At 71.7% G+C, this 18824-nt stretch carries 18 protein-coding genes; 10 read left to right on the top strand and 8 right to left on the bottom strand.

The features are described 5' to 3' along the window. Nucleotides 1-4 precede the first annotated feature (4 nt). Nucleotides 5-1276, top strand: a complete 1272-nt coding sequence (locus tag ACZ42A_RS14955) for a tachylectin-related carbohydrate-binding protein (RefSeq protein ID WP_468527588.1) — start codon at nucleotides 5-7, stop codon at nucleotides 1274-1276. A gap of 406 nt (nucleotides 1277-1682) precedes the next feature. Here the strand turns inward: ACZ42A_RS14955 and ACZ42A_RS14950 are convergent, their stop codons facing one another. The 3 genes from ACZ42A_RS14950 to ACZ42A_RS14940 all read right to left on the bottom strand — a co-directional run bounded on the left by ACZ42A_RS14950 (nucleotide 1683) and on the right by ACZ42A_RS14940 (nucleotide 3977). Further along, nucleotides 1683-2870, bottom strand: coding sequence for an aggregation-promoting factor C-terminal-like domain-containing protein (locus ACZ42A_RS14950; RefSeq protein WP_468527587.1), 1188 nt, complete (start codon nucleotides 2868-2870; stop codon nucleotides 1683-1685). 73 nt (nucleotides 2871-2943) lie between these two features. After that, nucleotides 2944-3111 (bottom strand): hypothetical protein, encoded by a 168-nt coding sequence (locus tag ACZ42A_RS14945; protein ID WP_468527586.1) that lies wholly within the window; start codon nucleotides 3109-3111, stop codon nucleotides 2944-2946. 557 nt (nucleotides 3112-3668) lie between these two features. Beyond that, nucleotides 3669-3977 (bottom strand): hypothetical protein, encoded by a 309-nt coding sequence (locus ACZ42A_RS14940; protein WP_468527585.1) that lies wholly within the window; start codon nucleotides 3975-3977, stop codon nucleotides 3669-3671. A gap of 162 nt (nucleotides 3978-4139) precedes the next feature. On the opposite strand from ACZ42A_RS14940, the gene ACZ42A_RS14935 reads away from it, so the two are divergent. The 6 genes from ACZ42A_RS14935 to ACZ42A_RS14910 all read left to right on the top strand — a co-directional run bounded on the left by ACZ42A_RS14935 (nucleotide 4140) and on the right by ACZ42A_RS14910 (nucleotide 11278). Beyond that, on the top strand, nucleotides 4140-5135 hold the full coding sequence (locus tag ACZ42A_RS14935; RefSeq protein ID WP_468527584.1) for a helix-turn-helix transcriptional regulator: 996 nt from the start codon (nucleotides 4140-4142) through the stop codon (nucleotides 5133-5135). A 112-nt stretch (nucleotides 5136-5247) separates the two neighbouring features. Further along, nucleotides 5248-6252: a FecCD family ABC transporter permease gene (locus ACZ42A_RS14930; protein WP_468527583.1), complete on the top strand. Its 1005-nt coding sequence runs from the start codon at nucleotides 5248-5250 to the stop codon at nucleotides 6250-6252. Then, nucleotides 6249-7328: a FecCD family ABC transporter permease gene (locus tag ACZ42A_RS14925; protein ID WP_468527582.1), complete on the top strand. Its 1080-nt coding sequence runs from the start codon at nucleotides 6249-6251 to the stop codon at nucleotides 7326-7328. Before ACZ42A_RS14930 ends, ACZ42A_RS14925 begins: the two co-directional genes overlap by 4 nt. Then, nucleotides 7325-8185 carry an ABC transporter ATP-binding protein gene (locus tag ACZ42A_RS14920; RefSeq protein WP_468527581.1) on the top strand — a complete coding sequence of 287 codons (861 nt, stop codon included), beginning with the start codon at nucleotides 7325-7327 and terminating at the stop codon, nucleotides 8183-8185. The genes ACZ42A_RS14925 and ACZ42A_RS14920 overlap by 4 nt, the downstream gene beginning before the upstream one ends. Nucleotides 8186-8371: 186 nt before the next feature. Beyond that, nucleotides 8372-9430, top strand: coding sequence for an ABC transporter substrate-binding protein (locus ACZ42A_RS14915; RefSeq protein WP_468527580.1), 1059 nt, complete (start codon nucleotides 8372-8374; stop codon nucleotides 9428-9430). 264 nt (nucleotides 9431-9694) lie between these two features. Continuing rightward, nucleotides 9695-11278 carry a CBM35 domain-containing protein gene (locus ACZ42A_RS14910; protein WP_468527579.1) on the top strand — a complete coding sequence of 528 codons (1584 nt, stop codon included), beginning with the start codon at nucleotides 9695-9697 and terminating at the stop codon, nucleotides 11276-11278. On the opposite strand, the gene ACZ42A_RS14905 is transcribed toward ACZ42A_RS14910, so the two are convergent. Further along, nucleotides 11268-12305: a hypothetical protein gene (locus tag ACZ42A_RS14905; protein WP_468527578.1), complete on the bottom strand. Its 1038-nt coding sequence runs from the start codon at nucleotides 12303-12305 to the stop codon at nucleotides 11268-11270. The two genes, ACZ42A_RS14910 and ACZ42A_RS14905, sit on opposite strands and share 11 nt — an antisense overlap. A 128-nt stretch (nucleotides 12306-12433) precedes the next feature. Further along, entirely contained in the window at nucleotides 12434-12796 is a 363-nt protein-coding gene (locus ACZ42A_RS14900; RefSeq protein ID WP_468527577.1) for a DUF952 domain-containing protein, read from the bottom strand. 92 nt (nucleotides 12797-12888) lie between these two features. On the opposite strand from ACZ42A_RS14900, the gene ACZ42A_RS14895 reads away from it, so the two are divergent. Continuing rightward, the gene (locus ACZ42A_RS14895; protein WP_468527576.1) at nucleotides 12889-14295 is read left to right on the top strand and encodes a condensation domain-containing protein; all 1407 of its coding nucleotides are present in this window, start codon (nucleotides 12889-12891) and stop codon (nucleotides 14293-14295) included. Between the two features lie 31 nt (nucleotides 14296-14326). Here ACZ42A_RS14895 and ACZ42A_RS14890 read toward each other — a convergent pair whose 3' ends face one another. Together ACZ42A_RS14890 and ACZ42A_RS14885 are read right to left on the bottom strand one after the other, a co-directional pair. Beyond that, the gene (locus ACZ42A_RS14890) at nucleotides 14327-16003 is read right to left on the bottom strand and encodes a lysyl oxidase family protein (RefSeq protein WP_468527575.1); all 1677 of its coding nucleotides are present in this window, start codon (nucleotides 16001-16003) and stop codon (nucleotides 14327-14329) included. A gap of 239 nt (nucleotides 16004-16242) precedes the next feature. After that, nucleotides 16243-17082 (bottom strand): hypothetical protein, encoded by an 840-nt coding sequence (locus ACZ42A_RS14885; RefSeq protein WP_468527574.1) that lies wholly within the window; start codon nucleotides 17080-17082, stop codon nucleotides 16243-16245. An 86-nt stretch (nucleotides 17083-17168) separates the two neighbouring features. Here ACZ42A_RS14885 and ACZ42A_RS14880 point away from each other — a divergent pair, with 86 nt between their 5' ends. Beyond that, nucleotides 17169-17621 carry a hypothetical protein gene (locus ACZ42A_RS14880; protein ID WP_468527573.1) on the top strand — a complete coding sequence of 151 codons (453 nt, stop codon included), beginning with the start codon at nucleotides 17169-17171 and terminating at the stop codon, nucleotides 17619-17621. Between the two features lie 137 nt (nucleotides 17622-17758). Here the strand turns inward: ACZ42A_RS14880 and ACZ42A_RS14875 are convergent, their stop codons facing one another. Further along, entirely contained in the window at nucleotides 17759-17965 is a 207-nt protein-coding gene (locus ACZ42A_RS14875; protein WP_468527572.1) for a hypothetical protein, read from the bottom strand. Between the two features lie 75 nt (nucleotides 17966-18040). On the opposite strand from ACZ42A_RS14875, the gene ACZ42A_RS14870 reads away from it, so the two are divergent. Beyond that, entirely contained in the window at nucleotides 18041-18586 is a 546-nt protein-coding gene (locus ACZ42A_RS14870) for a hypothetical protein (protein WP_468527571.1), read from the top strand. Nucleotides 18587-18824: the final 238 nt, after the last annotated feature.

Raw genomic sequence — 18824 nt, 5'->3', positions numbered from 1 at the left:
ACTCGTGAAGCTGAGCAACGCCGTCCGCCGTACGTCCGCCGCCCTCGCCGTCGGGGCCATGTCCCTCGGGCTCGTCACCGTCACCGGAGGGGCCGCCCAGGCCGCCGCGCAGTGCACCGGGGACGTGTCGATCTACGGCACGCTGTCCGACGGACGGCTGACGTACACGCAGATCGAGCCGAACACCGGCGACCGCGTGAAGACCCTGATCGGCCCCAACCTCGGCTTCACGCCCAAGGCGATGGCGACCCTCAACTTCAACACGGTCCTGGTCACCTCGACCGCCGGCGACCTCTACCGGGTCGACGTCCAGACCAACAACACCAGCCTCGCCCTGGCGAGCGCGCCGGTGAAGATCTGGGACGGCGGCTGGACCTTCGACAAGATGGTCTACGACGGCTACGGCCACCTCTACGGCACGGTCGCCGGGCAGCTCCACCAGTACGTGGTCTCCCAGGACAAGCCGTCCGGCTCCGCGCACATCGGCCAGCACGTCGTGATCGACACCGGCTTCGTGCTCAAGACGCTGGCCGCGGCGGGCGACGACCAGATCCTCGCCTCCACCGAGGGCGGCCAGCTGTACAGCTACAAGATCGCCGGGGTGGGCAACTGGAAGCGCTCCACGCTGAAGAGCGACGGCTGGTCCGCCGTGGACTCGCTGGTCTCCCCCGGCGGCGGCCTCTACTACGGCCGCACCAACGGCGGCATGTACTGGTACCACGACGTCGACCCCACCGACGGCGACGGCTCGGACATCGCCTACCACCCGAACGACCCGGTGGACGCGAGCGGATGGACCCAGACGCTGCTGTCCGCGTACGGCAACAACTGCGCGTACGTTCCTCCGGCGCCCGTGGCCACCACCGGCGAGAAGATCGCCAAGTTCGCCAACGCGCAGGTCGGCAAGGACTTCTACGACTTCGACTTCAACCACCCGGGGCAGTGGTGCGCCGAGTTCGGCGAGTACGTGTGGTGGAACGCCGGCGCCAAGACCACCGGCCTGACCGCCGCCTCGGGCAGCTTCTACACCTACGGCCAGAACAACGGCACCCTGCACACCACCGCCCCCAAGGTCGGCGACGCGGTCGTCTACGGCTACTCGGGCGGGGGCAACGCCAACCACGTCAACCTCGTCGTTGCCGTCGACGGCGACTACATCACCACCGTCGGCGGCAACGAGAGCGACATGGTCAAGCGGACCACCTTCAACTGGAAGACCAACAACAACCCGGTCAACGCCGGTGACATCTCCGGGTTCATCTCGCCGGTCGACTGACCTGCCCGGACCTCCCCGACTCGCAAGGCCCCGCCACCCGGCGGGGCCTTTTCGGCGTTCCAGGGCCTGGCCCGGGGGCCTGGAGGGACGGGGCGGAACCCGGAGGGCGGTCACCGTCGGGCCCAGCGACGCCGACGGTGACCGCCCATCCCCTGCCTGGCCGCCCGCCGGTGCCCTTCCAGCGGGCGGCCAGGCAGGGGACGTACTGGTGGTCGTAGACCACGCTCCTCGGCCGCCACCGGCGTCGTCACGGCCGTCAGAGCCCGCGTCACAACCCGCCTTGCAGCCCGCGTCCGCGCCACTTGCCGTCGCATGCCGGCACTCTCCCGGGAGCCCGGCGTCGTACAACACAAAAAGGGTGACGCCCCCTCCGGAGAGGGGGCGTCACCCTTGTTCGGTGTGCGGTCTAGTACCAGTGGTTGGCCTGCCAGAAGTTCCACGCGTTGCACGGGGAGCCGTAGCGGCCGTCGATGTAGCTCAGGCCCCAGCGGATCTGGGTGAGCGGGTTGTCCTTCCAGTCGTCACCCGCGCTGTCCATCTTGGAAGCGGGCAACGACTGCGGGATGCCGTACGCGCCGGAGGACGGGTTGGTCGCGTTCCAGCGCCAGTTGGACTCGTGCTCCCACAGCGTCTCCAGGCAGGACCACTGGGTGGTGTTGGCCCAGGCGGCGTCCTTCTCGTTCATCAGCTGCCGGCCCGCGGCCTTGACCTCGGTGATGTTGTTCCGGTCGACCGTGGTCACGGAGGTGGTGCAGGTGTAGGTGCCGGGCTGCGCGGACAGCAGCTTCTGCGTCCAGCCGCTGGTGTTGACCGGGTCGTCGAGGTGGTACGTGATGTCCGCGCCGGAGCCGTCGGTGGGGTTGGCGTCCTTGTACCAGTACATGGCGCCGGTGCCGAGCCGGCCGTAGTACAGGCCGCCGCCGGGTGAGACGAGCTGGTCGAAGCCGGACCAGCCGTCCGCCTTCAGGGTGTTGGACTTCCAGGCGTTCGCACCGGAGATGGTGTAGTCGAGGAGGCGTCCGTCGGAGGTGGTGGCGCTCAGCCGGTCGTCGCCGGTGGCGGTGAGGGTCTTCAGGACGAACCCGGTGTCGATCTCGGTGCGCGCGCCGATGTGCTGGGAGCCGGCCGGCTTGTCCTCGGTGACGTTGTAGCGCAGCAGCAGGCCGGCGGCCGTGGTGCCGTAGAGGTGGCCGTGCCCGTCGTAGGTGAGCTTGTCGTGGGTCCAGCCGCTGTCGGCGATCCTCACCGGCGCGGTCATGAGGGCGAGGCTCGTGTTGTTGGTCTTCACGTCGACGCGGTAGAGGGCGCCGGTGGTCGACGTGACCAGCACGGTGTTGAAGTTGAGGGTCGCCATCGCCTTCGGCTCGAAGCCGAGGTCGGGACCGACGAGCACCTTGGCGAGGTCGCCGGTGGCCGGGTTGATGGCGCTGAACGTCAGCCTGCCGTCGTCGAGTACGCCGTAGATGTTCACCCCGCCCGTGCAGGTGGTGGCCGCCTCGGCGGTGCCCGTGGTCACCGTGAGCAGTCCGGCGCCGAGTGCGCCGGCGGTGAGCAGTCCCGCGATGCCGCGGCCGGTTCTACGGATGTTCTTCACTTTTCGGTCCCCCTGGGGCGGTGGTGAGCGGAGAGGCTGGGAAAGGGCGAGGCTGGAAAGGGAGCGGCGCGGTCTACTGCCAGCCGGCGTCCGCCGGGGCGACCTGCCAGCCGGCGTCCTTGAGGGCGGAGTAGGAGGAGGACGGAGCAGCCGTGTCCGCGTCGTCGAGCTGGCCGGCGAGCACCGCGGCGAGGGCGAGAGAGGCGACCGCGGCGGCCTGGGCGATGCGGGTGCGGAGCATGGCGAATCCGTCCTTCCGTAAGGGCTGTGGGAATCCGGCCTGTTCTCGCGCCCCGCGGTGGCGCTTCGGTCCGGCCGGTGATCACTAGATTCCCCGCAGCTCAGACGGGTTGGAAGAGCTGTCGAATGGACGGAAAGGGCCTTGGACCGATGCGTCCACGGCGACCGGCCGGTCCGGTGTACATGGCGGGCTGGTCTCGGCGTCCGGGCCAGCCGATTCCGTGTCCGGGCCAGCCGATTCGGCGTCCGGGCCAGCCGGTTCGGCGTCCGGGCCGACCCGTTCGGCATCCGCGCCAGCCGGTTCGGCGTCTGAGCCGGCTAGTTCGGCGTCCACGCCAGACGGTTCAGTGTCCGAGGCAAGCCGGTTCAGCGGCCGTGGCCAGCCGGCTCGCCGCCCAAGCCAGCCGGTTCAGCAGCCGTGGCCAGTCGGTTCGCTGCCCGCGCAAGCCGGTTCGGCGTCCACGCCAGCCCGTTCAGCGGCCGTGGCCAGCCGGTTCGGCGCCCGAGACAGCCGGTCCGCGTCCGGACAGCCCGGTCCCGCCACCCCCGCAGGCCGGTTCAGTCCACCGGCTGCTGTGCGAACGCCAGCGGCATCAGCGGTACGCCCGCCCCGGTCAGCCGTGCCGCACCCAGTGGGGGCACCTCCCGCAGCAGCCGCTCGCAGACGCGTACGGCCCGCGCCTCGGCCTCCTCCAGCGTGGCGGCCAGCAGATAGAAGCCCAGCGTGAGCCGGGACAGGGAGCGCGGGTGCACGGCGACATGCTCGACCCGGTCGCCGGGGACGATCGCCGAGCGGACCACCGACCGGATGTCATACGGGAGTTCATGGCCGGGCGGCAGTTCAAGATGGGCGTGCACGAGATACATGCACTCCAGCGTCTCAACGGCACTCGCCGCTCCGGCGGGTTTGCGACTGGACGGTTGGGGCCGAGGCCCTTTCCGTCCTCAGCCGGTGACGATCCTTCACCTCTCTGCCAAGATCATCGCGAACCAGGGGATGTTCTGTGCAGGATCCAGGGGGGACCACACATGCTGACCGCACTCGGCCTCGACTCCGCCGCGGAGACCGTGTACCGCGCCATGCTGAGACACCCGGCGGCGGGCGTCGCCGACCTCGCCGCCGCCGTGGGGACGTCCGAGGAGGACGTACGCGACGCCCTCGACACCCTGAGCGAGCTGGCGCTGGTGCGCCCGGCCGCCGGGGACGCGGGCCGGCTGCGCGCCGTCTCCCCCGACATCGGCATGGAGATCCTGATGGCCCGCCAGCAGGCCCGGCTCGCGGCCCAGCAGCAGCGCCTGGAGGCCTCGCGGGCCGCCGCGGCGCAGCTCATCTCGGAGTACGCCGAACTGCGCCCGGCGACCAGCCACCCCGGGGTGGAGCAGCTGGTCGGGCTGGACCAGATCCGCGACCGGCTGACCATGCTCACCCGTGAGGTCACCGAGGAGTTCCTGGCGTTCGCGCCGGGCGGGCCGCAGACCGCGGAGAACATGGCGGCCTCCCGGCCGCTCAACCAGGACCTGCTCGGCCGCGGCGTGCGGATGCGCACCCTCTACCTCGACAGCGTCCGCAGCCACCGCCCGACCGTCGAGCACGCCACCTGGCTGGCCGGGCTGGGCGGTCAGGTGCGCACGGTGCCGTCCCTGCCGACCCGGATGATCCTCATGGACCGGCGGATCGCGATGATCTCGGTGAACAGCGACGACACCGCGGCGGGCGCGGTCCTGCTGACCGGCCAGGGCACGCTCACCCTGCTGCACGCGCTCTTCGAGACGACGTGGGAGTCCGCCCAGCCGCTCGGCGAGGTCGTCCCCGTCGACCGGCACGGGCTCACCGCCCAGCAGACCACCGCGCTGCGGCTGCTGGCCGAGGGCCACACCGACGAGGCGATCGCCAAGCGGCTCGGCGTCTCGCACCGCACGGCCCGGCGGATCGCCTCCGAGCTGATGGACCGGCTCGGCGCCCGCAGCCGTTTCGAGGCGGGCGTGCGCGCGGTCCAGCAGGGTTGGCTGCCGGCCCGGCGCTGACCGGATCCCATCGCCCCACGGCCGGGAAGGACCACCCCACGGCCGGGAAGGATCGTTTCCCGCACCACGTACTCTTAGGCCAGCCTTAGCTAAGAGTGTTCGGAGAGGGTGAATGTCAGGAGCCGCAAGCCGCCGCGCCGGATGGATGGCCGTCGCCCTTCTCCTGTTGCTGCTGGCCGTGACGCTGAGCCTCGCGGTCGGCAGCCGTTCCATCGCCCCCTCGGCGGTCTGGGACGCCCTGCTGCACGGCGGCACCAGTGACGACGCCCAGGTGGTACGGGCGCTGCGGGTGCCGCGGACGGTGATCGGGTTGCTGGTCGGCGCCGCGCTCGCCGTGGCCGGAACGGTTCTTCAGGGGATCACCCGCAACCCCATCGCCGAGCCCGGCATCCTCGGCATCAGCCAGGGCGCCTCCCTCGGCGTCGTCTGCGCCATCGCCTTCTTCGGCGTGCACACCCTCACCGGCTACGTCTGGTACGCCTTCGCCGGCGCCGGACTCGCCGCGGTCGCCATCTACGCCGTCGCCAGCGGCGGACGCGGCGGCGCCTCCCCGGTGAAACTCGCCCTCGCCGGCGCCGCGATGAACGCGTTCCTCGCCTCCGTCATCTCCGCCGTCCTCACCACCGACGCGCACGCCCTGGACGAGTTCCGGTTCTGGGACGTCGGCTCGATCAGCGGCCGGGACCTCACGATCGCCGGGCAGGTCTGGCCGTTCCTGCTCGCCGGGCTGCTGCTCGTCCTGGCCATGGCCCGCGGCCTGGACGCCCTCGCCCTCGGCGACGACCTCGCGCGCGGCCTCGGCCGCAACGTCGCCCTGCTGCGCGCGACCGGGGCGCTCGGCGCGACCGTGCTGACCGGGGCCGCGGTCGCCGCCGCCGGCCCCATCGCCTTCACCGGCCTCGCCGTCCCGCACATCGCCCGCGCGCTCGTCGGCCCCGGCCACCGCTGGCTGCTGCCCATGGCAGCGGTGCTCGGCCCGGTGATGCTGCTGCTCGCGGACGTCCTCGGCCGGATCGTCGTCCGCCCCTCGGAGGTACCCGTGGCCGTGATGACCGCGCTGGCCGGAGTGCCGTTCCTGGTCTTCCTGGTGCGGCGGAAGGCGGTGGCCGCGGCATGACCGCCTCCCCCGTGACCAAGGCGTCCGTACGGCCCGCCGGGCACTCCCTCCTGCGCGCCGGGCGCGGCGGCAGCTTCCTCGTGCACCGGCGCAGCCTGCTGGTGGCCGCGCTCCTCGCGGTGCTGCTGGCGGCGGCCGTGGTGGCGTCCCTGTGCGTGGGCGAGTCGTTCGTCCCGCCGGGCGAGGTCGTCCGCGTGGTGCTGGGTCTGCCGAGCCCCGACGAACTCGTCGTCGGCACGCTGCGGTTGCCGCGGCTGGTCACCGGCCTGCTGGTCGGGCTCGCCTTCGGTGTCTCCGGCGCGCTGATCCAGACCGTGGCCCGCAATCCGCTCGCCAGCCCCGACGTCATCGGTGTCACGCACGGCGCGGGCGCGGCGACGGTCGCGGCGATGACCTTCGGCCTCACCTCGTACACCCTCCTGCCGTACGTCTCGGTCGTGGGCGGACTGCTCGCCGCGCTGCTCGTCTATGTGCTCGCCTGGCGAGGCGGCCTGTCCGCCTCCCGGTTCGTGCTCATCGGCATCGGCATCTCCGTCGCCCTCGGCTCGCTGACCCGGCTGCTGGTGACCAAGGGCGACTATCTCGTCGCCCAGCAGGCCAAGACCTGGCTCACCGGCTCGCTCAACGGCCGCGGCTACGACCAGGCCGCTCCGCTCGCGACGGTCCTGCTGGTGTGCCTGCCGTTCGTGCTGTGGGCGGCGCGGGCGCAGCGCGGCTCCGCCCTCGACGACGACACCGCGACCGCGCTCGGCGTGCGGCTGGGCCGCGACCGGCTCGGCCTCAGCGTCCTCGGTGTGGTCCTCGCCTCCGTGGCGACCGGTGCCGCAGGTCCCGTCGACTTCGTGGCGCTGCTCGCCCCGCAGATCGCCCGGCGGCTCGCCCGCACCCCGCACATCCCGCTGCTGTGCTCGGCGTTGACGGGCGCGCTGATCGTGGTCGTCGCCGATCTGCTGGCCCGCCGGCTGCTCTCCCCGCTGGAGCTGCCGGTCGGCGTGTTCACCGCGCTGGTGGGCGCCCCGTATCTGATGTGGCTGATCGTCCGTACCCGTAGCAGCCGTTCCGGAGGAACCGCGTGACCGGCACCCGCCCCACCGCCGACGCCCCCGTCGCAGAGACCGCCGCCGTGACCGGCAACCGGCTCACCGCGCGGGGCCTGGGCCTCGCCTACGACGACCGCGTGGTCGTCGAGGACCTGGACCTGGAGATACCGGACGGCAAGGTCACCGTCATCGTCGGCCCCAACGCCTGCGGCAAGTCGACCCTGTTGCGCGCCCTCGGCCGGCTGCTGAAGCCCCGGCGCGGTGCGGTGCTGCTCGACGGCACCGAACTGGCCAAGCTGCCGACCCGGCGGATCGCCCAGGTCATCGGGCTGCTGCCGCAGACCCCGACGCCGCCGGAGGGCATCACGGTGGCGGACCTGGTCTCCCGGGGCCGGCAGCCGCACCAGAAGTGGTGGCAGCAGTGGTCGGAGGAGGACGAGCGGTCGGTCACGGAGGCGATGGACCGCACCTCGACCGCCGAGCTGGCGCAGCGCCAGGTGGACGAGCTGTCGGGCGGTCAGCGGCAGCGGGTGTGGATCGCGATGGCGCTGGCGCAGGAGACGGATCTGCTGCTGCTGGACGAGCCGACGACGTATCTGGACATCGCCCACCAGGTGGAAGTCCTGGACCTGGTCCGCCAGTTGAACCAGGAGCGGGGCCGGACGGTGGTGGCGGTGCTGCACGACCTGAACCAGGCGGCGCGGTACGCGGACCACCTCATCGCGATGCGGGGCGGCCGGATCGTGGCACAGGGCGCGCCCGCGGACGTCGTCACCGCGGAGCTGGTCCAGGAGGTGTTCGGGCTCGCGTCGGTCGTCGTGCCGGACCCGGTGACGGGTGGTCCGATGGTCGTCCCCGGGCCGCCGCGACAGGCCGGAGGCGACGGAAAGTGACGGCTCGGCAGACCGGGGACGACGGCAAGTGACGCCGCGACAGACCGGAGACGGCCGTAAGTGACCGCGAGGTAATGGAAAGTGACCGGAACCACACCTTCCCGATGTGGCCGATTCACAGCTATCCCATAAGGTAAGCCTCACCTAAATCCGCTCGAAATCACCTTGTACGACGGGAGTCTCCCCATGCCTGTCAGCCGCCGCGGCACCGCAGCCGCCGCCCTCGCTCTCGCCGCCGCGCTGTCCCTGACCGCCTGCGGCGGCGGTTCGTCCGACGGCGCGGAGGGCACGGAGACCAAGCCGTCCGCCGGGGCCGGCGCCGGCGGCAAGAACTCGGTCGCCCAGGGCGGCGAGGACTTCGCGGAGGCGGCGAAGAAGACCGCCGAGATGGGCACGGACGCCAAGCCCGGCGAGTGGCCGCGGACCATCGAGCACGCCATGGGCGAGACCGAGCTCAAGTCCCAGCCCAAGCGCGTGGTCGTACTCGACGTCGGCGAGCTGGACAACGTGGTGTCGCTCGGCATCAAGCCGGTCGGCCTCGCCCCCACCGAGGGCTCCCCCGAGCTGCCGTCGTACCTGAAGAAGGACGCGGGCGCCCCGAAGAACGTCGGCACGATCAACAACCTCAACCTCGAGGCGATCGCCGCACTCAAGCCCGACCTGATCCTGGGCAGCCAGCTGCGCGCCGCCGACAAGTACGACGAGCTGTCGCAGATCGCGCCGACCGTCTTCTCCCTGCGCCCCGGCTTCACGTGGAAGGAGAACTACCTCCTCAACGCGGCCGCGCTCGACAAGACGGCCGAGGCGAAGGCCAAGCTCGACGCGTACGAGAAGAAGGCGAAGGCGCTCGGTGACAAGCTGGGCGACAAGAAGCCGACCGTCTCGATGGTCCGTTACCTCCCCGACGGCGTCATCCGCCTGTACGCCAAGGCCTCGTTCATCGGCACGATCCTCGAGGACGTCGGCATCCCCCGGCCGAAGAACCAGCAGATCAACGACCTCGCCGCCGAGATCAGCGCCGAGAACATCGACCAGGCCGACGCCGACTACATCTTCACCGGCGTCTACGGCGACCCGAAGGCCACCGACAAGTCCAAGGCCCAGGGCAACCCGCTGTGGAAGAACCTGGACGCGGTGAAGGCCGGTCACGCCTACGACGTGCCGGACGAGACCTGGTACCTGGGCCTCGGCGTGACGGCGGCGGACGAGGTCCTGGCGGACCTCGAGGAGCACCTCACCAAGTAGGTCACCGGAAAGCCGGCGGCGCCCGGGGCATCCCTTCGACGGGGACCGCCCCGGGCGCCTTTTTCAGCCGCAGGACACCCCAGGAGGTTCAAGCAGCTGAACACTGATCACATACACACACTATTGACGCGTCCATAGCAAGCCCTTACCGTCCCGTCGAAAGCCATCTTCAGGCCTCCGCGGCGGCACCCGCACGCACGACACGTTCACACACTCGAACCGCTCCGCCGTAGGTTGCCACACAACCCCACTGGAGACGAACCGATGTACCTGAGACCAGTCATCGCGTCCGCGGCGTCCGCAGGCCTCCTGGCCGGCGCCCTCCTCGCACTCTCCGGCACCACGGCACAGGCGGCGACCGCGCGCTACGAGGCGGAGACCTCCCCGGCGGTCTGCACCGGCACCATCGACTCCGACTGGACGGGCTACTCCGGCGCCGGGTTCTGCAACGGCACCAACGCGACGGGCGCATACTCCCAGTTCACCGTGAACGCCCCCGCGGCGGGCACCGCGACCCTGAACATCCGCTTCGCCAACGGCACCACCACCGCGCGCCCGGCCTCCCTGATCGTCAACGGGACCACCGTGCAAACACCGTCCTTCGAGGGCACGGGCGCCTGGTCGACCTGGGTGACGAAGACCGTGACCGTCTCCCTGAACGCGGGCAGCAACACCATCCGCTTCAACCCGACGACCTCGGCCGGTCTGCCCAACGTCGACTACCTGGACGTCGAGACCAGCGGCAGCACCCCCGCACCGACGGGCCCGACGCTGTACGTCGCCCCGAACGGCACCGACGGCGCGGCCGGCACGGAGACGGCGCCCACGACACTCACCTCCGCGATCAGCCGGATCGCCTCCGGCGGCACGATCTACCTGCGCGGAGGGACGTACAACCACTCCTCGACGGTCACCATCCCGGTGGGCAACAACGGCACCGCCACCGCCCGTACGAAGCTGACCGCCTACCCGGGCGAGCGGCCGGTGCTCAACTTCTCGGCGCAGAGCGAGAGTTCGTCGAACCGCGGGCTGCAGGTGATGGCCAACTACTGGCATGTCTACGGCATCACCGTCGAACGAGCGGGCGACAACGGCATCTTCGTCGGCGGCAGCAACAACGTCATCGAGCGCACCGTCACGCGCTTCAACCGCGACACGGGGCTGCAGCTCGGGCGGATCTCCTCCACCACGCCGACCAGCCAGTGGCCGTCCAACAACCTCATCCTGAGCGCCGAGTCGCACGACAACGCCGACTCCGACGGCGAGGACGCCGACGGCTTCGCCGCGAAGCTCACCACCGGCCCCGGGAACGTCTTCCGCCACACCGTCGCGCACAACAACATCGACGACGGCTGGGACCTCTACACCTACTCCGACTACGACCCCATCGGCCCGGTGACCATCGAGGACTCCCTCTCCTACGAGAACGGCACCCTCAGCGACGGCTCGCAGGCCGGCAACGGCGACCGCAACGGCTACAAGCTCGGCGGCGAGAACGTGCCGGTCAACCACGTCGTCCGGCGCAGCTTCGCCGTCGACAACGGCAAGCACGGGTTCACCTACAACAGCAACCCGGGCACGATGACGATCTCGGACAACGTCAGCGTCGACAACACCGAACGCAACTTCAACTTCGACGCCGGCACGTCGGTGTTCCGCAACAACACCTCCTGCCGCAGCAGCAGCGGCACGAACGACCGCATCATCGGCAACGCCGACTCCACCAACCAGTTCTGGTCCGGCACCAACGGCTCCCGCTGCGCCTCCTACTCCGGCGCCCTGGGGTGGTCGTACGCCTCCGACGGCCGTCTGGTGGTGACGTTCGGCGGCAACCAGGTCACGCCGTAGCGCGCCGCCCGTCCAGGGCGCCCAGCACCCACCGCATGTCCTTGCGGTGGGTGACGACCAGGACGGGCACGCCGTCGTCCTCGCACTCCAGGACCAGGGCCCGGCCGCCGAAGCCGGGGTGGGCCGGGTCGGTGCGGTACGGCGGGCGGACGCGGAGCGGGGTGAGGGTGGGCGGGGCCTCGCGGCGGCGGAAGCTGCCGGTCGGGTCGGGCGTCGACGCCAGGACGCCGGGGCCGGCGACGAGGTGTCCGCCGCCGCGGGCGTACGGCACCTCGCCCAGGATCACGCCCAGGAGGACCCGCTCCTCGGTGGGCACGGACGGTGTCACGTCGACCTCGCCGTCCCCGCGCTCCCGCCGCGCGGCGATCCGGACGCCCGCCCAGGAGGCGGCCACGACCACGGGCGTGGCCGCCGCCACGGCCAGAAAGGCCTCTCCGGGGCCGTCCGTCACCAGGGCCGCGACCGCGCCGACCCCGGCGAGGGCGCAGGCGCCGAGCATGGGCGAGCCGAGTTGCCAGGAGGCCGCCCGAAGCGTGCGGTGGTAGCGCCGGGACCACCAGGTCATGACCGCCGCGATGCCCAGTCCGTACAGGCCGACGCCGAGTCCCCAGGCGAGGGACGTCCGGTAGTCGCCACGCGGATCGGCGGTCGTGTGGCGGCGCTCGGCCGGGAAGTCGACGTACCGGATCTGGCCCCGCCAGTAGGTGACCTCGACGCGTTGTCCCGCGCGGGCGGCCGGGTTCTCGCCGGCGCTGCCCCGCAGGCGGGTCCGGCTGGACGTGCCGTCCGCCTCGCGGAGTTCCAGCCAGTACGACCGCGACTTACGGCCCCGCACGTCGTGCGTGCGCTCGATCCGCGCCGGGACCGTGCGCAGGCAGTCGTCATCGCCCCGGCCGGCGCAGGCGACCGCCGCGCGGAAGGCGCGTTCGTCGTCGAGCGCGCCCCGCATGGGGACGAGCAGCAGCCAGGCCGCCACCAGCGCGCACACGACGCCGAAGGCTACGGCCGCACGCTTCGACGTACGCATCTTGGAATCCTCGGGAGCAGTCGGGGTCACGGCCCCATCCTGCGGGACGGGGCAGGCGGGGCCCATGGGGGGTCCTGAGACCGTCGTGGGGCTGTTATCCGCCGGTGACCTGCGGCCGGGCCGGAAGGTCAGCCGGCGTCCCGCAGCCCCGTCGCCCGCCCCTCCGCGTCCCAGGCGATCTCCCGCACCCGCACCACCGCGTCCCGGTCGACGGGCCCGTACACATGCGGGAACCGGGTGCCCTCGGGGACTCCCGGCGGCGGTGCGGGCGCCGCCTCCTCCCACACACAGGGGGCGGAGAGCCGGGTCTCGTCGAGGTGCAGGACCAGCAGGGGCCGGGGCGCGGTGCGGTAGAAGGCGTTGACGACGGCCAGGGTGACCCGTTCGTCGGGGGAGCAGTGGACGAAGCCGTCCTCGGCGAGGGAGGCGGGGGCGTACGGACGCCCGGGGTCGGCGGCCCAGTCCGCGGCGGGGACGACATGGTGGATCATCCACCGTTTATATCCCGGCCCGGCGTGTCCGCGTTGCCTCCGGCGCCGCCGCTCGTTGATCTCCTTATGCGTCGACCGAGCGGAGGCCCCCCATGCGTGTGACCGACCTCCAGCGCTGCGAGATCCGGCCCGGGCGGCTCGTGGAATGGGCGCTGCACCCGGCGGCCGTGGCGGCGGCGAGCGCGCTGCCGGACGACGCGCGCCCGCCCGCGTATGTGCAGGAGTCCCATCTGCGCACCTGCCTCTCGGTCCGCCGGGACGGCCTGTTCGTGCCGACCTGGCTGGGCACGGCGTTCGATCTGCCGGGGCGGGTGGACCTCGATGTGCTGGAGACGGCGCTGCGCGCCTGGACGCTGCGTCACGAGACGCTGCGCAGCGGCTTCCGCTGGGCCGGGGACGAGGTGCGGCGGTTCACGCTCGCCCCGGAGGCGGTCGCGCTGGACCGCCGGGAGGTGGGCCACTTCGCCGACCCGAACACCCTCACGCGCTATCTGCGGGATCGTTTCGACGTCGCGGCCGACGCGCTGACCTGGCCCAACTACCTCTTCTCGGCGGTCGTCCGGGACGACGGCGCGAGCGTCTACATGGCGTTCGACCACAGCAACGTCGACGCGTACTCGCTGCACCGCATCGCCGCCGAGATCCACGAGCTGTACGCCGCGGGACTGGCGGGCCGGGCGGCCGACGAGACCCCCGCCGCCAGCTACATCGACTTCTGCGCGGCCGAGCGCACCGACGCGGACAGCATCGACGACGGCCACGAGATCGTGGCCCGCTGGCGGGAGTTCATCGCCCGCTGCGACGGCCGGCTGCCGAACTTCCCCGTCGACCTCGGCCTCGACCCGCACGGCCCGCTGCCCCCGCAGAAGCTGCTGCGGGAGCCGCTGGTCGACGCCGAGCACGCGGCGGGCTTCGAGGCGTACTGCCGGCCGTACGGCGGCAGCCTGGTCGGCATCCTGGCGGCCACCGCGCTCGCCGCCCACGAGATCAGCGGCCTCGACGTGTACCGCACGGTCGTGCCGTTCCACACCCGGGCCGCCTCCCGCTGGCAGGACTCGGTCGGCTGGTACGTGGGCGGCGCCCCGGTGGAGATCCCGATGTCGGCGGCCACCGACTTCGACGGCGCCCTGGCGCTGGCCCGCGCCACGCTGCGCCGCAACCGGCAGCTGTCCCGTATGCCGCTGGCCCGCGTGCTGCGCCTGCTCGGCGCCGACTTCCGCCCCACCTCGCCCGACCTGTACTCGATCGTCTCGTACGTCGACACCCGGGGCACCCCGGGCTCCGAGCACTGGCGGGACCAGAAGGCGTACGCGCTGATCCGGGTCTCGTACGGCGACCAGGTGTGCGTGTGGGTCACCCGCCTCCACGAGGGCCTCCAGTTCGCCGCCCGCCACCCGGACACCGACATCGCGTACAAGAACCTGCGGCTGTGCGTGGAGCGGATCCGGGAACTGGTGGTGTCGGCGGCGCGGGAGCGGATGCCGGTGGTGCGCGGCTAGGGCCGCCCGGGTGGGCGGCCCCAGCCCGTGCCTACTTCGCGTCGATCAGCTCGTGCGGCGGCACCGTCACCGTACGGGCGCCCGGCTCACCGCCCAGGACGACCTTGCGGAGCGCGACGTTGTTGTTCAGGTTCGTCTCCTTCAGGCGCTTCTCCGGGTTGGCGATGACCTGGATGTAGTACGTGCCGTTCGGCAGGTCGGTGATGTCGAAGGACTGGCCCGGCCGGTACTGGGTGTACGTGTCGCCGGAGCCGACGTCCAGCACCTCCCGCACGGATATGGAGTTCTGCTGGCCGCAGGCGGTGGACAGATCCGTGTTGTACGGGTGCCAGTTGGCGTTCTTCACCGTGTAGTCGATCGCGTCGGTGTTGGCCAGGCAGAACGCCTCCTTGCCGCTGCGCACCTCCTTGGTCTGGTCGGCGCTCAGCAGCCGGTAGCTGGCGAAGTCGGTGAAGTGCCAGTGCTCGTGGCCGATGCGCGGGTCCCACTCCATGGTGCCGGTGGGGGTGTAGCCGACCTGCTTGCCGTTCGCGTCGTAGAAGTACTGGTAGGCGTCCATCAGGTCCTTGCCCGGGCTGCGGAAGCCGTCGACCACCAGCGGGGCGGGGCCCGCGTTCCAGACGTTGGCGCTGAAGGCGAGGTAGTCCTTGCCCGGTACGTCGCCGTCCTCGCCGTCGGTGATGGCGATGTCCCAGGCCGGCAGCGACCGCAGGTCGGGCTTGGGCACGTCGGCGGGCACACCCGCGCGGCCGGTGGGCCGCTTGGCGTTCGGCTTCAGCGCCGGGGCGATCCGGGACCCGTCGGTGTGGCCGGGGCCGTCGCCGAGGTGGTGGGCGAGGCCGCGGTCCTCCAGGGCGTGGGAGAGGGCGGGCGGGGTGGGGGCGTCGGCGCCGCGGGGGCCGTAGTGGTGCGCGGAGTGCCCGGCGGCCTGACCGGACCCGTGACCGGCGCCGTGGTGCCCGGCGGCCTTCTTCGCGGCCGCGCCCTGACCACCGCCCCCGGTCTCCCGCACGGTCACCTTGATGGTCGGCCGGTCGTCGGGAATCGAGAACAGATCCCGGTACTTCTTCGCGACCCGCACCTTCGCCGTGTACTCACCGGCCGGCAGGTCCACCGGCTTGTCGTAGTCGACGGTGCTGGAGTTCGACGCCCACCCCTTCTCCACACCCCACACCGAGCCCAGGGTGAACGGGTTCGTGGGGCAGCTCTCCGGATAGTGCGAGGTGGCCGGGGCGTCCGGGCGGAGGCGGCCGGAGGCGTTGTTCGGGCAGAAGGTGCCCTTGCTCTTCGCCACCTCGGCGCCGGCCGCGTCGGTGATCGACACCTCAAGGAACCCGGGCAGCCCCGAGAAGTCCTTCACCAGACCGGCGGGCAGCGTCTTCGTCGTCGTACCGCTGCCGGTGCGCAGCACCTGCTTGGCGACGACGGGATCCTTGTACGACTTCCTGGTCACCCGGAACTCCAGCGGCGCGTCGTCGACGGTGACGTACGTGCCCAGGTCCAGATAGACCCCCGGCTCCCCCTCCCAGCGGTCGAGCGTCACGGCGTTCGACGCGGCGATCAGTCTGAGCTTCGGCTTGCCCGCGGTGCTCGCCTTGTCGTCCCCGGCGCCGGGTGCGGCCGCGGCCGCGGCGACCACGACGGTGAGCGCGGCTCCCGTCGCGAGCGCGCCCCGCTTCAGGCGTGTGCTGCGTTTCTGACTGGTCATCGGTTCCTCGTCTGCGAGTGCCGCGGTCGAGCGGCATCGGACTGGACAGCCCACGACCCGGCCCTCCTGCGGACGCTCCCCAAGCGCCCCGGCCGAATCTGTGAGCAACCTGTGAGACCGGTAAATCAGTGGTGTGGGTTGCTTGTTGGGGCGACATTGCTCCGCGTGTACGACGACAGCGAGATCCTCTTCGTGCAGACCGTGCCCGCGCTGATCGGCCTTGCGCTGGTGCTGGCGGTCTAACCGTCGAAGGCGGGGAGGACGAGGGCGAGCGTCCCGTAGTCGGCGACGGTGGCGAGGGCGGCCACGAACAGGGCGAGGGTGAGGTCGCCTGCGATTCCGCCCCAGCCCCGGCAGGAGACGGAGCGCTTCGGGTCGCGCGGGTGGTAGGCCGCTTGGCCCCTGCCGCCCTTGTGCATGCCGCCCTTGACGGGGTGCATCACTCCGCCGCTGTCCGTGAAGGCGAAGGTGGCCTCGCCTTCGAGGAAGACCTGCCTGGCTTCCACGGTGATGCCGTAGCGGGGCAGGTACCAGCCTTCCCACGCCACCCGGAACGCCCCGCAGGCCAAGAAGGTGAGCAAGGCTCCGAGGGAACCGAGGAGCAGCGTCGCGATGGCGCGGCCCACGTGGTCGCCCGCGAGCCAGACGGTCACGGAGAGGGCCACCAGGGCGACGCCGGAGACCAGGGCGGTCCGCCTGGCGAGGGGCCACCCTTCGTCCGGCGCCTCGTCCTCGCCGTCGTCCGCTGTGGCGCGGAGGCTGCGGGTGGTGACGAGGGTGGAGCCGTCGACCGGCTCTTCGCCGGCGGGGCGTTCGGGCAGTACGTCGTTCACGGCCTCGGCGAAGGCGGTCGCGGCGGCCGCACTCACGTCCTCGATCCGGTAGGTGGTCGGCTCGGCGCCGCCCAGAGCGGTCAACTCGACGGTCACATCGCGCCGTTCGGCGTGCACCCGGGCGATCGCCGCGAACGGGATGCGCAGCTCGGCGTCGGGGCGGCGCAGCACCAGTTCTTCGCCCACGGAGCGGAGTTCGGTTCCCCTGTTGCCCCGGAGGATGGGTATGGGCGATGTGATCGACATGTGCGTGATCGTAAGGGCCCGTCGGCGGAACGGTGAAGAGGGTTCGGGGCTTTCGGCGGGGTCGGGTGTGCCGTACGGTCCGCCGTGTGAACTTGGTGAACGTAGTGCTCATATGCTTCGCGGTCGCGTCCGTGCCGGCCTTCCTCTTCGGCCTGGGTTGGAGGCAGGGCGAGCGGGGAGAGCTGAAGAAGATGACGGAGCTGGACGAGACCGGCATCGAGGTGCAGGCGCGTCTGGTGAGTCTGGTGCCGTTCGGCAAGGGGCAGTACGCGCACGCCCTGTACGAGTTCGAAGGGCCCGACGGGTCGCCCGTACGGCACGAGAAGGGTGCGACGGTCGGGCCTGCGCACGTGGTGGGCGAGACGTATGCGTTCGTGCACCATCCGCAGTTCCCGAAGCGGCTGCACATGGGAACGGCGAAGGCCGTCCGCAAGGAGCGGAGGGCTCGCGCGCGCTACGTGCGGCATGCACAGTGGATCACGCTGGGCTCGCTCGTGACGGGTGCGCTCGCGGTCGTGGGGCTCGTCTTCAGCCCGTGAGGCCGTCTCCGCCGGGTCTTGCCCGGCCCGCGCCGCCCGGCACCGCCGAGGTGGGTGGTTAGCGGCCCACCGAGGCGTCCGGTCCCGCAGCAGCGGCTCGGTCCTCGCCCACCGGGCATCGGTTCCGGGGGCAGCGGTCAGCGGTCAGTGGCCGCCATCGGCGTCGCCGTGGGGCCGGCATCAGTGCCCGCGTCGCTGTGACCGTCGGGCTCGGCGGACGGGCAGTGCGCCGCCCCGTAGTCCAGTCGGCGGGCCGTCTCCACCAGTGAGTCCAGCGGGTCCTGTCGGCAGGGGCGCGCGAAGCGTCGCAGGGCGCGCGGGCGCCGGCTGTACCAATTCGCCATGGTTCGCCACCCCTTCCGCACAATAGAAATATCTACCAGCATGAGCACCCCTTTTGCGGATCCCGGAGGTGCACGATGCGAGGCGCCCAGAGACGGGCCGAGGAATGGCTGGCCGCGGCGGCGACGGACCCGCGGGTCTGCAAGCGCCAGTGGGCCGGGGAGAGCGGGATATCCATGCTGGCCTGCGGACGGTTATGGGATGTGCTGACCGTGCCGGAGGACCTGGGCGTCCTCGCCCTGGACGCGCTGCTCTGCATCCCGCAGGTCCCCGGCCCCGCGCTCGCCGACACCGGGACCCGCCGGGTCGGCTTCTTCCTGCCGCCCGATCCGCACGGCCGCTGGGTCGGCCCCGACATCCGGTACGCGGGCCGCGGCTCCTGGATCGCCGTCCCCGCACCGCACCGCGCCGCGGGACGCCTGCGCTGGCTGGTCCCGCCCGACGGCACCGGCGCCCTCTTCGTGCCGGCCGCCGTCGAACTCGCCCTCCAGCAGGCCCTCGGCACGCTCACGGCGATGGCCGAGGCCCGCGGCCGCTGCCCGAGTTGCGGCGCCCACGGCGGCGGCCGCACCACCCCCACGGCCGCGGCGAACGGCGGCGCGCTGGTCCGGCGACGGCGGTGACAGCGAGGTCGACGGTGATGGGGACGATGACGGCAGGGTGCGGGTCGTGCCATGCCAGGGCAACGCGTTCCCCTACGCCGGTGGTGCGCCCACCGTCCCGCATGGCCCACATCGGATGAGCCGGGCTCCCCCGAACGGGGCCATGCGGTTATCCCACAAGAGCCTTGTACTGCCGGGCACGGAACGGACCCGCCCTGCCGACCGGCAGGGCGGATCGTCCAAGTGCGGCGGTCAACCC

The organism is Streptomyces sp. NPDC030838, from assembly GCF_055572035.1.
This window is presented reverse-complemented; position numbering and strand designations above follow the sequence as displayed.